Below are 16,899 nucleotides of genomic sequence, written 5' to 3' on the forward strand. Positions count from 1 at the left end.
CACCGGTCCCTGCACGGCCCCGCTGGTTCGGGAGCCCGTTCGGACGGGGACGTTCCCCCTCGTCCTGGCCGACGCGGGTGGCGCCGACGGGGACCAGTGGAAACCATGCCGTTGGGGCACGGTCAAGGACGACGGGGAGTTTCCGACCGAGGGTGGGGGTGGGGGGCGACTTTCGTCGGTGTGGGGAGGGCTGATGGTAGGACGCGGGTGGGGGCTTTTGGTGCGGTGGGGACTTTCGGGCAGGAGGTTGCCCTTGTGGGCAGGGGATTCCGGTCAGCCGCCTGCGGGGTCGGCCGACACCATGTTGCGCGCGTGGCGCAGCAGCGCGGTGAAGAACTCCGGGGGTTCGGAGGTGATCTGGCGGGCGGTGAGCAGGTAGGCGAGGGCGTTCTTCCTGCCAGCGATCAGGTTGTCCTTCATGACCTCCGACAGCTTCTCCTGCCACCCCGGCCACTCCGCCGCGAGCAGCGGTTCGATGGTGTCGACGAAGGCCGCGTAGCTCGCGTGGGCGCAAGTCTCCGGGTAGTCGCTGGGCGTGGTTCCCAGGTACTGGAGGAGGTTGCGGTTGTCCTTGGTGTTCTTCGCCAGCGCGGCAGCGAGGTCAGCCTCGAACTTCTTGGCCCACGTCTCGGGGTCCTCCTTGTCCGGCTGGGCGTTGAGCCGCTTGCGGCCTTCAAGTCCGAGGTCGCCGTCGAACACGACGTAGCAGGGGACGCCCAACTCGGCGAGGACCGCGTGCCCGATGAAGAGGTTGGACTTGCCGTTCATGTCCACGACGGTCACCCCGCAGTTGAGCAGGGAGGTCTTCGAGGACTTCTCAGCCAGACCGGTGATCACCGCCTTGTCGCTGCTGCCCTCGGCGAGAATGGCTCCGCTGGAGAACAGCGCCTCGGCCAAGGCGGTCTCGGCGATTGCGGGCAATCGGTTCCTGACGTTGTCGAAGTAGCCGACGAGGCGCTTCTCCACCGACTCCACGGAAGCGGACCGCACCGTCACGGTTGGCGCGCACCCCTTCTCCGGCTTGGGGTCCCTTGTGACCCGCCGGACCTGCTCGAACCGGCTGGGGTCGATGAAGTGCGGGCTGTGGGTGGCGTATGCGACCTGGATGTTCTGCGCGTCGTCCTCGGCCAGGGTGCGCAGCACGGACGCGAAGGTGCGCGCCTGGACCGGGTGCTGGAAGAGCTCAGGCTCCTCGATGGCCAGGCAGATCGCACCGCTGCCGCGCTCGGCGTTGCCGTGCTTGGCCAGCAGCTGCAGGGCGGCGATGAGGAGGGTGCGCTGGAACCCGTGGCCCTGCTTCTCCACCGGGGTGTCGACCGACGAGTCCGTGACGGACAGGGAGAACTGGGTGCGCGGCGGCTCGATCTTCTGCTTGGTCGCCTGGACCTTGACCGCGCGCCCCACGGTGTACTGGCCGACCGCCTCGGACAACGACGCGGACAGGGTGCTCAACTGCTTCGCGAAGTTCTTCGCGAAGATCCCGTCCTGCCTGCTCTCGACATCCGCCGCGAGCGCCTTGATGTCTGCGTCTGCGGCGGTGCGGTCGACCGTGCGCTCCAGGATGCGGCCGACCAGGGCGCTGCGACCGTCCTTCGCTTCCTCCTCCACGCGCATGTCCGCGCTGACGAACACGTAGTCGAACAGCCCGGACATCTTCGCCTGCCCGTTGAAGCCGAACAGGTTGGTGACCGCGACCTCGGCGTCGTCCAACCGGTCCGGGTTGGCCAGCTCCCACGCCTTGAGCGCGGCCTCGACCTCCGGCTTGGACCTCACCGCGGGGAGACCGAGGTCGGGGAGATCAGTGCGCACCTGCTGGTACCGGACGCGCATCTCGGCAGCACCGGCCACCTCCCTGATCCAGGCGAACCCCTGGAAGGCTCGGGCGTTGGCGCTCATCAACTCAGTGCCGTCGGCGCGACGGATCTTCCAGATGACGCACCGCTCGGACTGGGCGGGGACGTGCTTGCCCAGTTCCTCGCGGTCGGCGTCGGTCAACTGGTCGAACTCGACCTCAACGACCACGTCGCCCTCAGCACCGCCGGTGCGGTCCTCGTCCAGGAGCGCACCGGGCTTGGTCCCGTTGAAGAACCAGTCCAGCGCTCGCAGCACGGTCGACTTGCCGACGCCGTTCGGCCCGATCAACGTCGTGACCTGGTCGAAGCGCACTTCGACGTCCGCCAGGCAGCGAAAGTTCTTGATCCGAACCTTCGAGATCCGCATATGGGCTACCCCCAATCCCGTCGTGACCCTGTCGCCGGGCAATGCCGTGACGACCTGTTGTGGATCACATCGAGATGAGCGGATCTTCGCTACGCCATTTGACCGTTGATCAACCGATCGAGTGAACAGTCCGATCACTTTGCGCGATACCCGAAAACACCAAAAGCGCGGCCCCCAAAACCGGGAACCGCGCCCTCGGGTGGTCGTCAGGCCTGGCGCGGGGGCAGGACGACCTGGTGGACCTGGGAGGTGTTGCCCGCGCGGTCCGTCGCGGTGAACTCCAGGATCTGGGGTTCGTCGTGCAGCGCCCTCGTGAACGGCTCCTGGTAGACGCCCCAGAAGGTCTCCGCCGTGCGCCAGCGGATCCGGTCCACGCCCGACACGTCGTCGGTCGCGTCCAGGGTCACCTCAACGTTGCTCGGTCCCAGAGGCCTGACCTTGGACCTCGGGGTCGGGGGCTCGCTGTCCACGGAGACCTCCGACCGGGCGTGGACGACTCGGCCCAGGGCGTCAGTGGCCCTGGCGCGGAGGACATGAGTGCCCTGGCCCTGGACGGGGACCGTCGTGGTCACCGGGGACCAGTCCGCGTCGCCCAGCGCGGCTTCCAGGTCGGCCGGTTGGACGGTGCTCACCTTGAAGGCGGGTGGGCTCGTGTACCAGCCGGACGACGCGCGTTCGCCCAGCACGTCGACCCGCAGCACCGGCAGGGGCTCCTGCGTGCCGATGTCGGCGGGCAGTGACCACTCCACCACGTCGTCGCGCAGGACCGGACCGGCGTCCGAGTCCGGGAGGAACGTCGACTCCCTCCCTGCGGAGCCGTCCAGGGTGCTCGACGCCGCCGCCTCCAGGACGGCGACGGCCTCCTCGCGGTCGAGCAGGCCCGCCCGCGCGGCGCGGACCACGTTGGCGTGCGCGGAGACCAGGAAAGCCTCCGCGGTCCCGTGACCACCCGAACCCCACAGGCCCGTCAGGAACGACCACCCAGCCCCGTCCTGGCGGTTCGGCACCCCCGGAGCGCTGCCCGCGAAAGCGATCTCCTCGTCCGACAGCCGCAGGTACGCGTGGTACCGCGCGTCACCCCCGGACCACGCGGGCTCGAACGTCAAGCCGCCGAACGACACCAGGTCGCCATCGCGCTCGTAGCCGACCAGCGAGCCGTCCAGCCCCCGGAAGGCCGCGGGCGACACCGGCAGGACCGTGGCCGCGTCGTCCCTGGCCAGCAGCACCGTCGGCCCCAGCTCCACGCTCACCAGCGTCGGATCGTCCACAGTGGACACCAGGCGCAGCGGCAGCGGCAGGACCAGCTCGACCTCGTCACCGCGCCGGAAGTCGCGGGACAGCACGGCGAAACCGCCGTCCGTCAGGGGAACCCGCTCGCCGTCCACCAGATACCCCGCCGTGGCCCACGACGGCACCCGCAGGTGCAGCTCGCCGGAGAAGTCCGCGTCGAACTCCACCACCACCCGCCCGTCGCGCGGGTACCCGGTGCGCAGCGCCACCGACCCGCCACCGGGCAGCGTCACCCGCGACGGCACGTGCCGCGCCACCACGAGCTTGCCCGGCGCGTGGAACCACACCCAGTCCTGGTGCTTGACGTGGGTCTCCAGCCCCGTCCCACCGCAGCAGGTCCCGACGTTGTCGTACTCGCGCACCGCCCCCGCGTCGACCGGGTACATGTACACGACCTCGGGCGAGACGTCCGAGTCCAGGTCCGCGCGCGAGCCGACCATGTGGTTCAGCCAGGCCCGCTCGGCGTACTCCGGGTACCTCGCGTCCCCGGTGCGCGCGAACAGCGACCGGGCGATCTTGAGCAGGTTGTACGTCGCGCACGACTCGGCGTTGCGCCTGCCGATGAACCCCGCGACGGTGTCCGCGGGCCCCCACAGCTCGCCCTCGCCGGTGCCGCCGTGCGCGAACGTCCGCCCCGGGACGACCTGGTCCCACAGCGCGGTCACCGCGTCCAGGTACCGGGTCTCACCGGTCGCGTCGTACTGGTCCAGGTGCCCGACGAGCATCGGCAGGTGCTGGTTCGCGTGCATCCCGTCCAGCAGGTCGCGGCCCTGCGCCGCGCCCTCCAGCAGGTGGTCCAGCTCGAAGGCCGCCGCCGCGCGCAGGAACACCTCCTCGCCGGTGATCCGGTGCAGCGCCGCCAGGCTCTCGTTCATGCCGCCGAACTCGCCCGCGATGTACAGCGACCACATGCGCTGCAGGTGCGCGCGCTCCAGCCGCAGCACCCGCCCGGCCACCCAGTGGCCCATGCCGACCGCGAGTTCGAGGGCCTGCTCGCTGCCGGTGTGCTCGTGCGCGTCCAGCAACCCCGCCATGATCTTGTGGCAGGTGTAGTACGGCGCCCAGATCTCGCCGTACGGGGCCAGGTCCTCCAGCCGGGAGAACTGCCACTCCCCGTACGCCGCCAGGAATCCGGGGTGGCTGTAGCGGCCGGTCGCGGCGAGCGCGTCGCGGACCTCCGCGAGCCCCGCCACGATCTCCCACGCCTTGGCGCGCAACGACTCCTCGCCGGTCGACGCGTGCGCGAGCGCGACCATCGACAGGAAGTGCCCCGCGTAGTGCCCGCGCAACAGGCTCGCCGTGGGGGCCACGCCCGCGCCGGGGTACTCCTCGGCCGACCACGGCCGCTCGTCCGGGTGGCCGAAGTCCTCCCAGTTGCCGGGCGGGAGCGCGCCGCGCGTGTCCAGCCCGGCGTTGGCGCGGAACACCGCCAGCACCCGGTCAACCGGGAACACCCGCGCCAGGTGCAGCATCTGCCCGGCGGCGCGCGACTGCACGCCGTCCAGCAGCTCCACGTCCCGCAGGGGGAACGGCTCCAGCGCGGACGGCGCCAGGCCGGTCACCGGGCGGCCCACTGCTCGATGCCCGCCGCGTCGATCGGCAGCGCCCCGGACAGCACGTCGCTGCCGGTCGCGGTCACCAGCAGGTCGTCCTCCAGCCGCACGCCGATGCCGCGCAGCTCCGGCGGCACCGTCTCGTCGTGCGCGTGGAAGTACAGCCCCGGCTCCACGGTCAGCACCATGCCGGGGCGCAGCGGGGCGCCCTGGTACTGCTCGTACGCGGACGAGCCGCAGTCGTGCACGTCCAGCCCGAGGTGGTGGCCGACGCCGCACACCAGGTAGCGGCGGTGCTCCTGCCCGCCGGGGGCGAGCGCCTCGTCGACCGACACCGGCAGCAGGCCCCAGTCGTGCAGCCCGCGCGCGATGACCTCCATCGACGCGAAGTGGAAGTCGCTGAACGTGCTGCCCGGCTTGACCTGCGCCATGCCCGCCCGGTGCGCGGCCTCGACCAGGTCGTGCACGGAGCGCTGCTCGGGGGTGAACGCGCCGCCGACCGGGATGGTGCGGGTGACGTCGGCGGTGTACAGGGTGCGGGTCTCCACGCCCATGTCCAGCAGCAGCGCCTCGCCGGGCAGCACGGGCCCGTCGCAGCGCACCCAGTGCAGGATCGGCGCGTGCGGACCGGAGCCGACGATCGTGCTGTAGCCGGGGCCGTTGCCGAAGGTGCGGGCGTGCCGGTCGAACGTGCCCTGCAACCAGCGCTCGCCGAGGCCGCGCTCGACCGCGAGCGGCACCTCGTCGGCGACGGCGGCGAAGCCCGCGACGGTCTGGTCGACCGCCTCGCGCATCTGGCCGATCTCCCAGTCGTCCTTGATCATGCGCAGGTCGGACAGCACGACGCGCTGCCGCTCGGCGTCCTCGGCGGCCGTGCCGTCGTAGTCGGCGATCGGGCGCACCGGCAGGCCCAGCGCGCGCTCCCAGGCGGCGATCCCGGCGGACGGGCCGACCCACAGCTCGCCGTGCGCGGCGCTGGCGTAGAAGTCGCGCTCTCCGGGACGGGCGGGCGGCGGCAGGTACAGCACCGCGTCGTGGCCGCCGGTGCGCGGCGTCATCACCAGCACCCCGCCCTCGACCTGGCAGGAGGTCGCCCACACGAAGTCGCTGCCCGCGCGGAACGCGTAGTCCGCGTCCCCGTTGCGGTTCGGCGCGCGCCCGGCGGCGACCACCACGGTGCGGCCGGGCAGCGCGGCGCTGATCCGGTCGCGGTGCTCGGCCGCGGCGCGCGCGGCGGCCTCGTCGACCGGGGCGGGAACCTCGCGGTCGGCCCAGCCCTGCCCGATGCGGGACAGGAAGCCGGGGCTGTCGTCGGCCAGGCGCGGCGGCTTGGTGCCCGCGTGCGGCGGGACGGTGGCCTCGGTCATCGGTTCTCCCTCATCGCTGTTCTCCCCCGAGGTCGCGGACGATCTCCCGCAACCTGCGCAGCACCTTGCCGTCCGAGATGCCGTCGTGCTCGTGCTCGTTGGTCACCCACGCCCGCGCGTTGCCGAGCCGGGACAGGGTGTCGCGCTGGAGCCCCTCGTCCACGAACAGGTCGTCGTGGTAGACGACCGCCGCGAGCGGGACCTCGTTGGCCGCCAAGCGGTCCGGGTCGTACAGGTCGGTCCAGACCTGCACGTTCGCCAGCTCCTCCATGGCCGCGGCGAACGGCCGCAGCGCGCGGATCTCCTGGAACATCCAGGGGAAGGCCATCTCGGAGGTGAGCAGCAGCGGCCTGCGGTCCTCGGCGAACTGCGGGCGCAGGTCGCGCTCGCGCTGCGCGGACCAGCGGAACGGGCCGTTGTCGCCGTCGCCGTAGATGCTCTCCTGCAGGACCCAGAACAGCGGGTTGCCCGCGTAGGAGGTCTTGGTCAGCACCGCTTCCAGGAACTTGCCGGTGAACCGGCCGTCGCGGTGCAGCCCCTCGGACACCAGCCAGTGCAGGCGCTGGTGCCCGGTGTTGAAGCCGAGGTCGCCGCCCAGGGTCTGGAAGCGGCGCACGGACAGCGGCGAGCCGTCCGGCAGCTCGACGCTGCCCCCGGCCAGCCGGTCGGCGATCGCGGCGACCGCGGCGACGTCCTGCGGGTAGCGGCGGTAGAAGTCGGCGGTCTTGGCCTCGGCGCGGGTGAACGTGCGCCGGTACACCTCGTCCGGGTCCGGTGGCGTGCCGGGGATGCCGCCGCACACGTAGCACGCGGCGAGCGCCTGCGGGGCGTGCGAGAGGTAGGCCAGGGTGATCCAGCCGCCGAAGCTCTGGCCGAGCGTGGCCCACCTCCTCCCGCCGTAGCACCGGTTCCGTACGTGCTCCAGGTCGCGCACGATGGAGTCGGCGCGGAAGTGGAGCAGGTGCTCGGCGGCGGCGCGGCCGTCCGGGAAGCCGGAGATCACGGCGCCGTCGACCGGGGTGCTGCGGCCGGTGCCGCGCTGGTCGACCAGGACCACGCGGTAGGTGCGCAGCGCCTCGGCGAGCCAGCCGTCGACCCGCTCGGGGCGCGGGTTCGCGCCGCCGGGACCGCCCTGCAGGTAGGTCAGCAGCGGCAGGTCCTCGCGCCTGCGGTCCGGGTCGGTGAACTCGCGGACGAACAGCTCCACGGTCCGCTCGTCCGGGGCGTGCCAGTCCAGCGGGGCGTCGACGGTGAACTCGCGCACCCACGCGCCGGGCACGGGGTACTCGACGGCGTTCGACTGGGAGGGGGGCGGGTCGGCAGGGCTCATGCGGTGACCTCGGTCGGGTTGTCCTCGTCGGCCGGGCCGTTCCCGGCGGACGGCCCATTGTCCGCGTCCGTTCGGTCGACACCAACCCCGGCGTCGTGCTCGGCAGCCTCGTGCTCGGCGGCCTCGTGGTGGGCCGCCTCGTGCTTGGCCGCGTTGCGCAGCCGCGCCTGCTCCCACTCGGGCCGGATGCGCGGCACGGCGGCCAGCAGCGTGCGGGTGTACTCGTGCTGCGGGTCGTCGAACACCGCGTCCCGCTCCCCCGCCTCCACCACCCGACCGGCCGTCATGACCGCGACGGTGGTCGCGATCTGCCGCACCACCGCCAGGTCGTGCGCGATGAACAGGCAGCCGAAGCCCTCCTCGCGCTGCAGGTCCCGCAGCAGGTTGATGATCTGCGCCTGCACCGAGACGTCCAGCGCCGACACGGCCTCGTCGCACACCAGCACGCGCGGTCCCACGGCGAGCGCGCGGGCGATGCCGATGCGCTGCGCCTGCCCGCCGGAGAACTGCGCCGGGAACCGGCTGACGTGGTCCGGGTCGAGCCCGACCCGCTCCAGCAGCCCCTGCGCGAACGCCCTGGTCCCACCGGGGACCGGCCGCTTCTGGTACCGCAGCGGCGCGGTCACGATCCGCTCGACGGTGTGCCGGGGGTTGAGCGAGGAGAACGGGTCCTGGAACACCACCTGGACCTGCCGCCGCACCTCCAGCAGCTCCGCCCCGGTGACCGAGGTGATGTCGCGCCCGTCGAGCCGCACGGCGCCGGAGGTGACGTCGATCAGCCGGGACGCGAGCCGCGCGGTGGTGGACTTGCCGGAGCCGGACTCGCCGACCAGCGCGAGGGTCTGGCCCGCGTGCAGGTCGAACGAGACGTCGTCCACCGCGCGGAACCTGCGCGCCGGGCGCAGCAGTCCGGCGGTGCCCGCGACCGGGAACTCCTTGACCAGGCCGCGGGCGCTGAGCAGCGGTTCGGTGCTCATTCCCCTCCTCCCGTGGTGCGCAGCGCGCCGATGCTGTCGTCGATGCGCGGGACGGCGTCGAGCAGCGCCCGCGTGTACGGGTGCCGGGGGTCGGAGAAGACCCGCTCGGTCGTCCCCGCCTCCACCACCTTGCCCTTGCGCATCACGACGAGCTCGTCGGCGACCTCGCTGACCACGGCGAGGTCGTGCGTGATGAGGACGAGCGCGGCCCCGGTGTCCCGGCGCACCTCGGTGAGCAGGTCCAGGATCTGGGCCTGCACGGTGACGTCGAGCGCGGTGGTCGGCTCGTCCGCGATGATCAGCTCCGGTTCGGCGCTGAGCGCCATGGCGATCATGACGCGCTGGCGCATCCCGCCGGAGAACTGGTGCGGGTAGTCGTCCACGCGCCGACCGGCCTCGCGGATGTGCACCCGCTCCATGGCCTCGACCGCGGCGGCGCGGGCGGCCCGCCGGGACACGCCCGGCCGGTGCGCCCGGTACGCCTCGGCGATCTGCGCGCCGACCGTGTAGTAGGGGTTGAGGGAGGACAGCGGGTCCTGGAACACCATGGCGATCCGGTCCCCGCGCACCGCCCGCATCCGCCGGTCGGACAGCTCGGCGAGGTCCTGCCCGCCGAAGGTGATCGAACCGGCGCGGCCCGCCCCCTTCGGCAGCAGGCCCATGATCGCCAGGCTGGTCATGGACTTGCCCGACCCGGACTCGCCGACGATGCCGAGCGAGCCCCCGGCGGGCACCGAGAAGTCGATCGCGTCGACCACCGGAACGCCCTTGAAGGACACGGTCAGCCCGCGCACGTCCAGCAGCTCGCTCACGCGGTCGCCCCCGCCCTGACCCGAGGGTCGATCACCGAGTACAGCAGGTCGACCACCATGTTGCCGACGACCACGAAGAACGCGGCGAGCAGCGTGACGGCCATGATCACCGGCTGGTCGTTCTTGGTGATGGAGTCGGCGGCGAGCTTGCCGACGCCGTTGATCCCGAACACGGTCTCGGTGATCAGGGCGCCGCCGAGCAGGCCTGCGAAGTCCATGCCCGCGATGGTCACGATGGGCGTGAGCGCCGGGCGCAGCGCGTGCCGCCGCCACACCAGCGACGGTTGCAGGCCCTTGGCGCGGGCCGTGCGCACGTAGTTCTCGCCGAGCGTGTCGAGCACGTTCGCGCGGGTGAGCCGGGTGTACGAGGACGCGTAGCCGATCGCGAGGACCGTCCACGGCAGGACGAAGTTCAGGAACCACTGGACGGGGTCGTCCAGGAACGGCACGGCCTGCGGGAACGGCAGCCACTGCAACCAGATCACGAACACGTACTGGAGCGCGAGCGCGAGCACGTAGTTCGGGATCGACATGCCGCCGAGGGTGAGGCCGGTGATGAACTTGTCCGCGAACCTCCCCTCGCGCACCGCGCTGACCAGACCGCCGATCACGCCCATGGACAGCCACAGCACGGCGGCGCCGATCGCGACCACCGCGGTGACCGGCAGGCGCTGCACGATCATGTCGGTGACCAGCTGCGAGGTCTGGAACGAGTAGCCCAGGCACGGGGCGTGGCACTCGATCAGCGACGGCCCGCTGCCGTAGTCGCGGCCGACGAACAGGCCCGCGAGGAACAGCCCGAACTGGGTGAGGAACGGCGCGTCCAGGCCGAGGTTGGCGCGGATCTGGTCGATGCGCTCGGGCGTGCAGTTCTTGCCGCAGATCTGCACGGCCGGGTCCGGCGAGAGCGCGAAGAACACCAGGTAGGTGAACAGGCAGACCAGGAACAGCACCACGACCATGCCCAGGACGCGGTTCACGACGTAGCGGGTCACCGGTGGCCTCCGGGGTCGACGGCCGCCTGCACCCGGTCGCCCAGGACCATGAAGGACAGCACCAGCAGCGCCAGGAACGTGCCCGGCACCAGGAAGTACGTGGGCACGACCGAGTACCAGGTCACCGAGCTGGAGATCATCTGCCCCCAGGACGGGGTGGGCGGCACGACGCCCACGCCCAGGAACGACAGGCCCGCCTCGGTGCCGATGTAGCCGGGCACCGCCATGGTCGTCATGACCAGCACGGTGGAGCGCAGGTTCGGCAGGATCTCGGTGAACACGATGGTGGCGCGCGAGGCGCCCGACGCGCGGGCCGCCTCCACGAACTCGCGCTCCTTGAGCGAGAGGGTCTGCGCCCGCACGATCCGCGCCAGGTACGGCCAGCCGAACAGGGCGATCACCACGACCAGCAGGTACTGCCGGTTGTCGGCGGGCAGCGCGGACAGCACCGCGATCATGAAGATGAGGGCGGGGAACGCCATCAGGAACTCCATGAGCCGCGAGACGAGCATGTCCACCCGACCGCCGAAGTAGCCGGCGAGCAGGCCGAACAGGATGCCGAGCGCGGTGGTGAGGGCCGTGGCGGCGAGCGCGATGAGCATGGAGGTGCGCGCGCCGTAGACGATCCGGGCGAAGATGTCGCGCCCGGTGCCGGGCTCGACGCCCAGCCAGTGCTCGCCGGAGATGCCGCCCCAGTCACCGAGCGGGATGCCGCCGAGGTCCGGGTCGATGGCGGACTGGTCGAACGTGTACGGGTCCCAACCGCTGACCTTGACGATCAGCGGCGCGAACACCGCCATGAGCAGCACCAGGGCGATGTAGCCGAGGCAGGCCACCGTCGCGGGCTGGCGCAGGAGCGTGCGGGTGACGCTCCAGCGCGGGTCCGGGGTCGTTCCGACGGTGTCCTGCTCGGCCGCCACCGGCGCCTGGAGGGCGGGGGGCGTGATGGTCATCGGGTCAGGCCTTCCCCGCGTCCTTCAGGCCGAGGATGGCGTAGTCGACGTCGCCGCCGGGGGCGTGGAAGCCGGTGACGTTGGAGCCCGGCAGGTAGATCCGGTTCTCCACGTTCAGCGGGACGATCGGGGCCAGCTCCATGACCTGCTTGTCCAGCTCGCCCCACGCCTTGGTGGCCTTGTCCAGGTCGGTCTCGGCGATGTTCGCGTCGATCGCGGCGTTGATCGCCGGGTCGTTGATCTGCGAGAGGTTCTGGTTGCCCTTGTCGGTGATCTTGCGGCCGTCGAACAGCGGCGGCAGGAACGTGGAGGCGCTGGACGCCCAGTCCGGGCACCAGCCGGTGATGGCCGCGTCGTTCTGGACGGACGGGGTCGCGATGGTCTCGTAGTAGGTCGCCACGTCGATGACGTTGAGCTTGACCTCGATGCCGATCTTCTGCAGGGACTGCTGGATCGACTCGGCCTGGCGCTGGGCGACCGGGTTGGAGCGCACGTCCAGGACCAGCGGGAAGCCGTTCGCGTGGCCCGCCTCGGCGAGCAGCTGCTTGGCCTTCTCGACGTCGCCCGCGTTGTCCTTGCTCGGGTACAGGTCGTACTGGCTGTAGCCGGTGACCGAGGACGGCAGGATCGTGGTGGAGACGGTGGCGAACTGGTTGCCGCCGGTGGCGTTGAGCACCGCGCTCTTGTCCACCGCGTAGTTGATCGCCTGGCGCACCTTGACGTCGGCCAGCGGGCCCTTGGTGGTGTTCAGCCCCATGTAGGTGGTGCAGGTGGAGGGCTCCTTGACGGTGCGCTCCTTGAGCTGCGGGGTCTGGATGCGGGCGATCGTGGCGGTCTGCACGGTCGCGGCGACCGCGTTCACGTCGCTGCCCTGACCCGCGATGAGCCGCTCGTCGATGGTGGCGCGGTCGACGCCGATGACGAAGTTCCAGGCGTCCGGGTAGGCCTTGCGGGCGGTGTCGGTGGCGGCGTCCCAGTTGGGGTTGCGCACCAGCTCGATCTTGCTGCCGGGGGTGAACGACTTGACGTCGTACGGGCCGGAGGCGATGACGTCCTTGATGAACGAGTCGCCGCCGCCGGTGCCGACCGGGAACGGGGTGCCGGTCGGCATCGACAGGACCGCGTCGAACTCGGGGAACGGCGCCTTCAGGCGGAACACGATGGTCCGCTCGTCGGGCGTCTCGATCGTGGGCAGGTCGCCGGAGCGGTAGGGGCCCTGGTAGTCGGCGGGCGCGTCCACCAGCTGCTTGAGGTAGGGGGCGCCGATGCCGATCTCCGGGTCCCAGCTGCGGGTGATGCCGAACTTGACGTCCTGCGCGGTGATCGGCGCGCCGGTGTCGAACTTGATCCCGTCCTTGAGCTTGTACGTCCAGGTCAGGCCGTCGGCGGACGGCGTGCCCAGCGACTCGGCGAGGTCCGGGACCATCTCGTTCGGGTTCGCGGCGTCGGCGGGCGCCTTGGTGATGAGCTGGCGGTAGATCAGCCGGTAGAACGAGTTGACGCCGCCGTCCCAGCCCCGCGACGGGTCCAGGTAGGAGAAGTCGGTGGCCTGGAGGACCTGGACGGTGCCGCCCTTGACGGGGGCGCCGTCCGTGCCACCGGAACCGGTGGACTGGCCAGACGTCCCGGAGCACGCGGACAGGACGATGGCTCCTGCCGTGAACCCGGCGATCGCCAGGGTGCTGGTGGTTCTCCTCACGGGGTCCTACCTTCCGTCGGGTGCAGCCCCTAGGCCGTGCCCCGCTGCGGGGGCGGACGGCCTTGCGGACTGGCGACTGAGTGCGGCGTTGCGGTCAGGCGCACCGGGGAAGCGGTGGCGCGCGGCGGGCCGTTGAGCGTCAGCGACGGCTGGCCACGCAGAGCGGGTGAATGAATGACCGCGATCACTTGGAGGGGACAGTAGTATGTCACACCTCGCATCTGAAGAGCTTGACGCGATATTTTTCCTGGCTGAAATGAACGGGCCCGGACAGCGCGACCAGCCCGCCCGGCTGTGCCGGACGGGCTGGTCAAGGCTGCTCCCGGCACGCGCCGGGGTGCGCGCCCCCGGAGTCGGGCCGCGTCGGATCGATTCAGAGCGGGCGCGGACCGGGGCTCGCCGGCGCCGGTCAGCGCGGTTGCACTGGCCAGCTCGGACTGGACCGCGGTGGGCGGCGCCCGGCCGTGTCAGGTCGCGCCAGGTCGTGCCAGTCAGTGCCAGGCAGCGCTAGGCAGTGCTAGGCAGTGCTAGTCCTCGGAATTACCGCTCCACCACCCGAGCACGTGCCCGATGTGGTCCGTGAGCAGCGCTTCCGCGCCCCGCCCGTCGTGCGCCTCCAGGAGGTCCACCAGCAGGTGGTGCTCGGCGGCGGACCTGGCCAGCTCGGCGGTGCCGATCATGTTGGCCAGCCCCACCATCCGGGTCTGCTGGCGCAGGTCCCGCACGATCGCGATGAGCCTGCGGTTGCCGTGCAGCTCCAGGAGCCGCAGGTGGAAGTCCAGGTCGGCGGCCAGGTAGGCCGCCAGGTCCGCCACCTCGGCGGCGTCCACTATGGCCTGGGCCTTCACCCGCAGCTCCGCCGCGATCGCGGGCTGCATCGTCCTGGCGATCCCGCGCATCGGCGGGGCCTCCAGCTGCTGCCGCAGCCGCACGATCTCCCACAGGTCCTGCTCGCTGACCTGGGTGATCCGGAAGCCCTTGTTGCGCACCACGTCGACGAACCCGCGCTTCTGCAGGTTCAGCATGGCCTCCCGCACCGGGGTGGCGGACACCCCGAAGCGGGCGGCCAGGGTCGGCGCGGTGACCAGGGTGCCCGGCGCCAGCTCTCCCGAGACGATGGCGGCGGCGACCGCGTCCTCGACGGTGCCGCGCAGGCTCGCGCCCACGGCCACCGGGTTGATGGTGGATGGACTACTCACCCGTGCCTCCCGTGTCCTGAGGCGTGCGGTCGCCCCGCACTAAAATGTCACACAGCGCTGGACTTTACCGACATCCCGCACCGAGTGTCCCACCGGTCGGGACGCGCCGGGAGCGGTTCACAGCTCTCCCGGCAGAGCGGACTCCGGCGTGCCCTGGTAGGTCACCGGCCGCTGGAACCGCGAGATCGCGTGCAGCCCCACCGACGTGGTCGTCGGCGCGGTGCTCGCCGGGTACGGGCCGCCGTGGTGCTGCGCCCCGGACACGGTGACCCCGGTGGGCCAGTCGTTGTAGACCACCCGGCCGACGACGTCGGAGAGCAGCTCGACCACCTCGGCGGCGAGCGGGTCGTCGCCGGTGGCGGCCTGCACGGTGCCGGTGAGCTGGCCGGGCAGCGCGCGCAGCACCGCCGTCAGCTCCTCGGTCGAGGCGTACTCGACCAGCAGCCCCGCCGGGCCGAACATCTCGGTCTCCAGCAGCTCCGGGTCGGCCGCCGCCACGTCCGCCCGCACGCGCAGCACGCTCGCCCGCACGCCCTCCTCATTGGCCGGTCCCTCGGCCGCGACCGCGACCTCGGGGCGACCGGAGACGGCGGTGACCGCGTCGGCGTAGCCCTGCTCCAGCCCGGAGGTGAGCATCCGGCCCGGCTCGGGCAGCTCCACCGACTTGAGGAACGCGTCGGCGTCGGGCACCAGCACCACACCGGGGTTGGTGCAGAACTGCCCGGAGCCCAGGGTGAGCGAGCCGACCCAGCCGGTGGCGATGTCGCCGCCCCGCTCGGCCCACGCGGCGGGCGTGACCACGACCGGGTTGACGCTGCCCAGCTCCCCGTAGAACGGGATGGGCTCCGGCCGGGACGCGGCGATGTCGAACAGCGCCCGCCCGCCCCTGGTGGAGCCGGTGAACCCGACCGCCTTGATCCGCGCGTCGCGCAGCGCGGTCACCCCGGCCTCGACGCCCTCGATCAGCCCCAGCGCGCCCTCGGGCAGCGCGGCGGCGACGACGGCGGCGGTGCGCCGGGACAGCTCCGGGTGGCCGGGGTGCGCCTTGACCACCACGGGGCACCCGGCGGCCAGCGCGGAGGCGGTGTCGCCGCCGAACACGCTGAACGCGAACGGGAAGTTGCTGGCCGCGAACACCAGCACCGGCCCGATCGGCACCAGCGCGCGCCGCAGCGCGGGCTTGGGCCCCATGCCCCAGTCGGGGTCGGCGGGCTCGACGTGCACCGGCGCCAGCTCGCCCGACCGCAGCCCCTGCGCGAACAGCCGCGCCTGGAACGTGGTGCGCCCCAGCTCCCCGGTGAGCCGGGGCAGCGGGAGGTGCGTCTCGGCGTGGGCGAGCGGGATCAGCTCCTCGGCCGCGCCGTCGAGCGCGTCGGCGGCGGCCTCCAGCCACCCGGCGCGCTGCTCCAGCGAGGCCCTCCGCAGCGGGGTCCTGGCCGCCGAGGCGGCGGCGAGCACGCTCTCGACGTCGTGCAAAGCCTTGTCCGACAAGTGCTTCCCCTCAGAACTCGAAACCGGCGGGGTACGGGTCGGTCGGGTCGAGCAGGTACTGCCCGATCCCGGTGACCCAGGCGCGCCCGGTGATGGTCGGCACCACGGCGGGCTTGTCGCCCACGGTCGTCTTCCCCACCAGGCGGCCGGTGAACCGGCTGCCGATGAAGGACTCGTTCACGAAGTCCTGCCCCAGCGGCAATTCGCCGCGCGCGTGCAGCTCGGCCATCCTGGCGGACGTGCCGGTCCCGCACGGGGAGCGGTCGAACCAGCCGGGGTGGATGGCCATGGCGTGCCGGGACAGGGCCGCGTCCGAGCCGGGGGCGATGAACTCCACGTGGTGGCAGTGGTCGACCCCCTCGATCTCCGGGTGGCGCGGCGGCGCGGTGGTGTTGATGGCGTCCATGATGGCGAGCCCGGCGGCCAGGATCTCGCCCTTCCGCGCCCGGTCGAACGGCAGCCCGACCTGGTCGAGGTCGACCATGGCGTAGAAGTTGCCGCCGAAGGCGAGGCTGTACCGGATCGGTCCCAGTCCCGGCACGTCCACGACCTCGTCCAGCCGGTCGCAGTAGGACGGGACGTTGCGCAGGGTCACGCTGTCGGCGTGCCCGTCGCGGACGGCCACCTCGGCCACCACGAGCCCGGCCGGGGTGTCCAGCCGGATCGTGGTCACCGGCTCGGTCACCTCCACCATGCCGGTCTCCACCAGGACCGTGGCGACCCCGATGGTGCCGTGGCCGCACATGGGCAGGCAGCCGGACACCTCGATGTAGAGCACGCCGAAGTCCGCGTCCGGCCGGGTGGGCGGCTGCAGGATCGCGCCGCTCATCGCCGAGTGCCCGCGCGGCTCGTTCACCAGGAGCTTGCGCACGTGGTCCAGGTGCTCGATGAAGTGCAGCCTGCGCTCGTTCATGGTGGCGCCGGGGATGACCCCGACGCCGCCGGTGACCACGCGGGTCGGCATCCCCTCGGTGTGCGAGTCGACCGCGGTGTACATCCGCGACGCGCGCACG

At 71.9% G+C, this 16,899-nt stretch carries 12 protein-coding genes; all 12 read right to left on the reverse strand.

Translation table 11 applies throughout. The features are described 5' to 3' along the window. Positions 1-273: 273 nt before the first annotated feature. Complete coding sequence (locus AMIR_RS23425; protein WP_015803428.1) at positions 274-2,220, reverse strand: AAA family ATPase; 1,947 nt, start codon at positions 2,218-2,220, stop codon at positions 274-276. Between the two features lie 206 nt (positions 2,221-2,426). After that, positions 2,427-5,072: a beta-L-arabinofuranosidase domain-containing protein gene (locus tag AMIR_RS23430; protein WP_015803429.1), complete on the reverse strand. Its 2,646-nt coding sequence runs from the start codon at positions 5,070-5,072 to the stop codon at positions 2,427-2,429. After that, complete coding sequence (locus tag AMIR_RS23435; protein ID WP_015803430.1) at positions 5,069-6,430, reverse strand: aminopeptidase P family protein; 1,362 nt, start codon at positions 6,428-6,430, stop codon at positions 5,069-5,071. The genes AMIR_RS23430 and AMIR_RS23435 overlap by 4 nt, the downstream gene beginning before the upstream one ends. A gap of 10 nt (positions 6,431-6,440) precedes the next feature. Beyond that, positions 6,441-7,760 carry an alpha/beta fold hydrolase gene (locus AMIR_RS23440; protein WP_015803431.1) on the reverse strand — a complete coding sequence of 440 codons (1,320 nt, stop codon included), beginning with the start codon at positions 7,758-7,760 and terminating at the stop codon, positions 6,441-6,443. After that, the gene (locus AMIR_RS23445) at positions 7,757-8,737 is read right to left on the reverse strand and encodes an ATP-binding cassette domain-containing protein (protein ID WP_015803432.1); all 981 of its coding nucleotides are present in this window, start codon (positions 8,735-8,737) and stop codon (positions 7,757-7,759) included. The genes AMIR_RS23440 and AMIR_RS23445 overlap by 4 nt, the downstream gene beginning before the upstream one ends. Further along, positions 8,734-9,549 (reverse strand): ABC transporter ATP-binding protein, encoded by an 816-nt coding sequence (locus AMIR_RS23450; protein WP_015803433.1) that lies wholly within the window; start codon positions 9,547-9,549, stop codon positions 8,734-8,736. The genes AMIR_RS23445 and AMIR_RS23450 overlap by 4 nt, the downstream gene beginning before the upstream one ends. Further along, entirely contained in the window at positions 9,546-10,544 is a 999-nt protein-coding gene (locus AMIR_RS23455; protein WP_015803434.1) for an ABC transporter permease, read from the reverse strand. Before AMIR_RS23455 ends, AMIR_RS23450 begins: the two co-directional genes overlap by 4 nt. Further along, the gene (locus tag AMIR_RS23460; RefSeq protein WP_015803435.1) at positions 10,541-11,497 is read right to left on the reverse strand and encodes an ABC transporter permease; all 957 of its coding nucleotides are present in this window, start codon (positions 11,495-11,497) and stop codon (positions 10,541-10,543) included. The genes AMIR_RS23455 and AMIR_RS23460 overlap by 4 nt, the downstream gene beginning before the upstream one ends. A 4-nt stretch (positions 11,498-11,501) precedes the next feature. Beyond that, the gene (locus tag AMIR_RS23465; RefSeq protein ID WP_015803436.1) at positions 11,502-13,196 is read right to left on the reverse strand and encodes an ABC transporter substrate-binding protein; all 1,695 of its coding nucleotides are present in this window, start codon (positions 13,194-13,196) and stop codon (positions 11,502-11,504) included. Between the two features lie 527 nt (positions 13,197-13,723). Next, the gene (locus AMIR_RS23470; protein ID WP_015803437.1) at positions 13,724-14,395 is read right to left on the reverse strand and encodes a GntR family transcriptional regulator; all 672 of its coding nucleotides are present in this window, start codon (positions 14,393-14,395) and stop codon (positions 13,724-13,726) included. A gap of 117 nt (positions 14,396-14,512) precedes the next feature. Continuing rightward, positions 14,513-15,886 (reverse strand): aldehyde dehydrogenase (NADP(+)), encoded by a 1,374-nt coding sequence (locus AMIR_RS23475; protein ID WP_015803438.1) that lies wholly within the window; start codon positions 15,884-15,886, stop codon positions 14,513-14,515. Between the two features lie 10 nt (positions 15,887-15,896). Further along, complete coding sequence (locus tag AMIR_RS23480; RefSeq protein WP_015803439.1) at positions 15,897-16,898, reverse strand: proline racemase family protein; 1,002 nt, start codon at positions 16,896-16,898, stop codon at positions 15,897-15,899. Position 16,899 lies beyond the last annotated feature (1 nt).

Source organism: Actinosynnema mirum DSM 43827, assembly GCF_000023245.1.
Taxonomy (GTDB): Bacteria; Actinomycetota; Actinomycetes; order Mycobacteriales; family Pseudonocardiaceae; genus Actinosynnema; species Actinosynnema mirum.

Coding starts and splice junctions, on each gene's coding strand:
- AMIR_RS23425 (WP_015803428.1), bottom strand. CDS start 2,220: ATGCGGATCTCGAAGGTTCGGATCAAGAACTTTCGCTGCCTGGCGGAC.
- AMIR_RS23435 (WP_015803430.1), bottom strand. CDS start 6,430: ATGACCGAGGCCACCGTCCCGCCGCACGCGGGCACCAAGCCGCCGCGC.
- AMIR_RS23440 (WP_015803431.1), bottom strand. CDS start 7,760: ATGAGCCCTGCCGACCCGCCCCCCTCCCAGTCGAACGCCGTCGAGTAC.
- AMIR_RS23445 (WP_015803432.1), bottom strand. CDS start 8,737: ATGAGCACCGAACCGCTGCTCAGCGCCCGCGGCCTGGTCAAGGAGTTC.
- AMIR_RS23460 (WP_015803435.1), bottom strand. CDS start 11,497: ATGACCATCACGCCCCCCGCCCTCCAGGCGCCGGTGGCGGCCGAGCAG.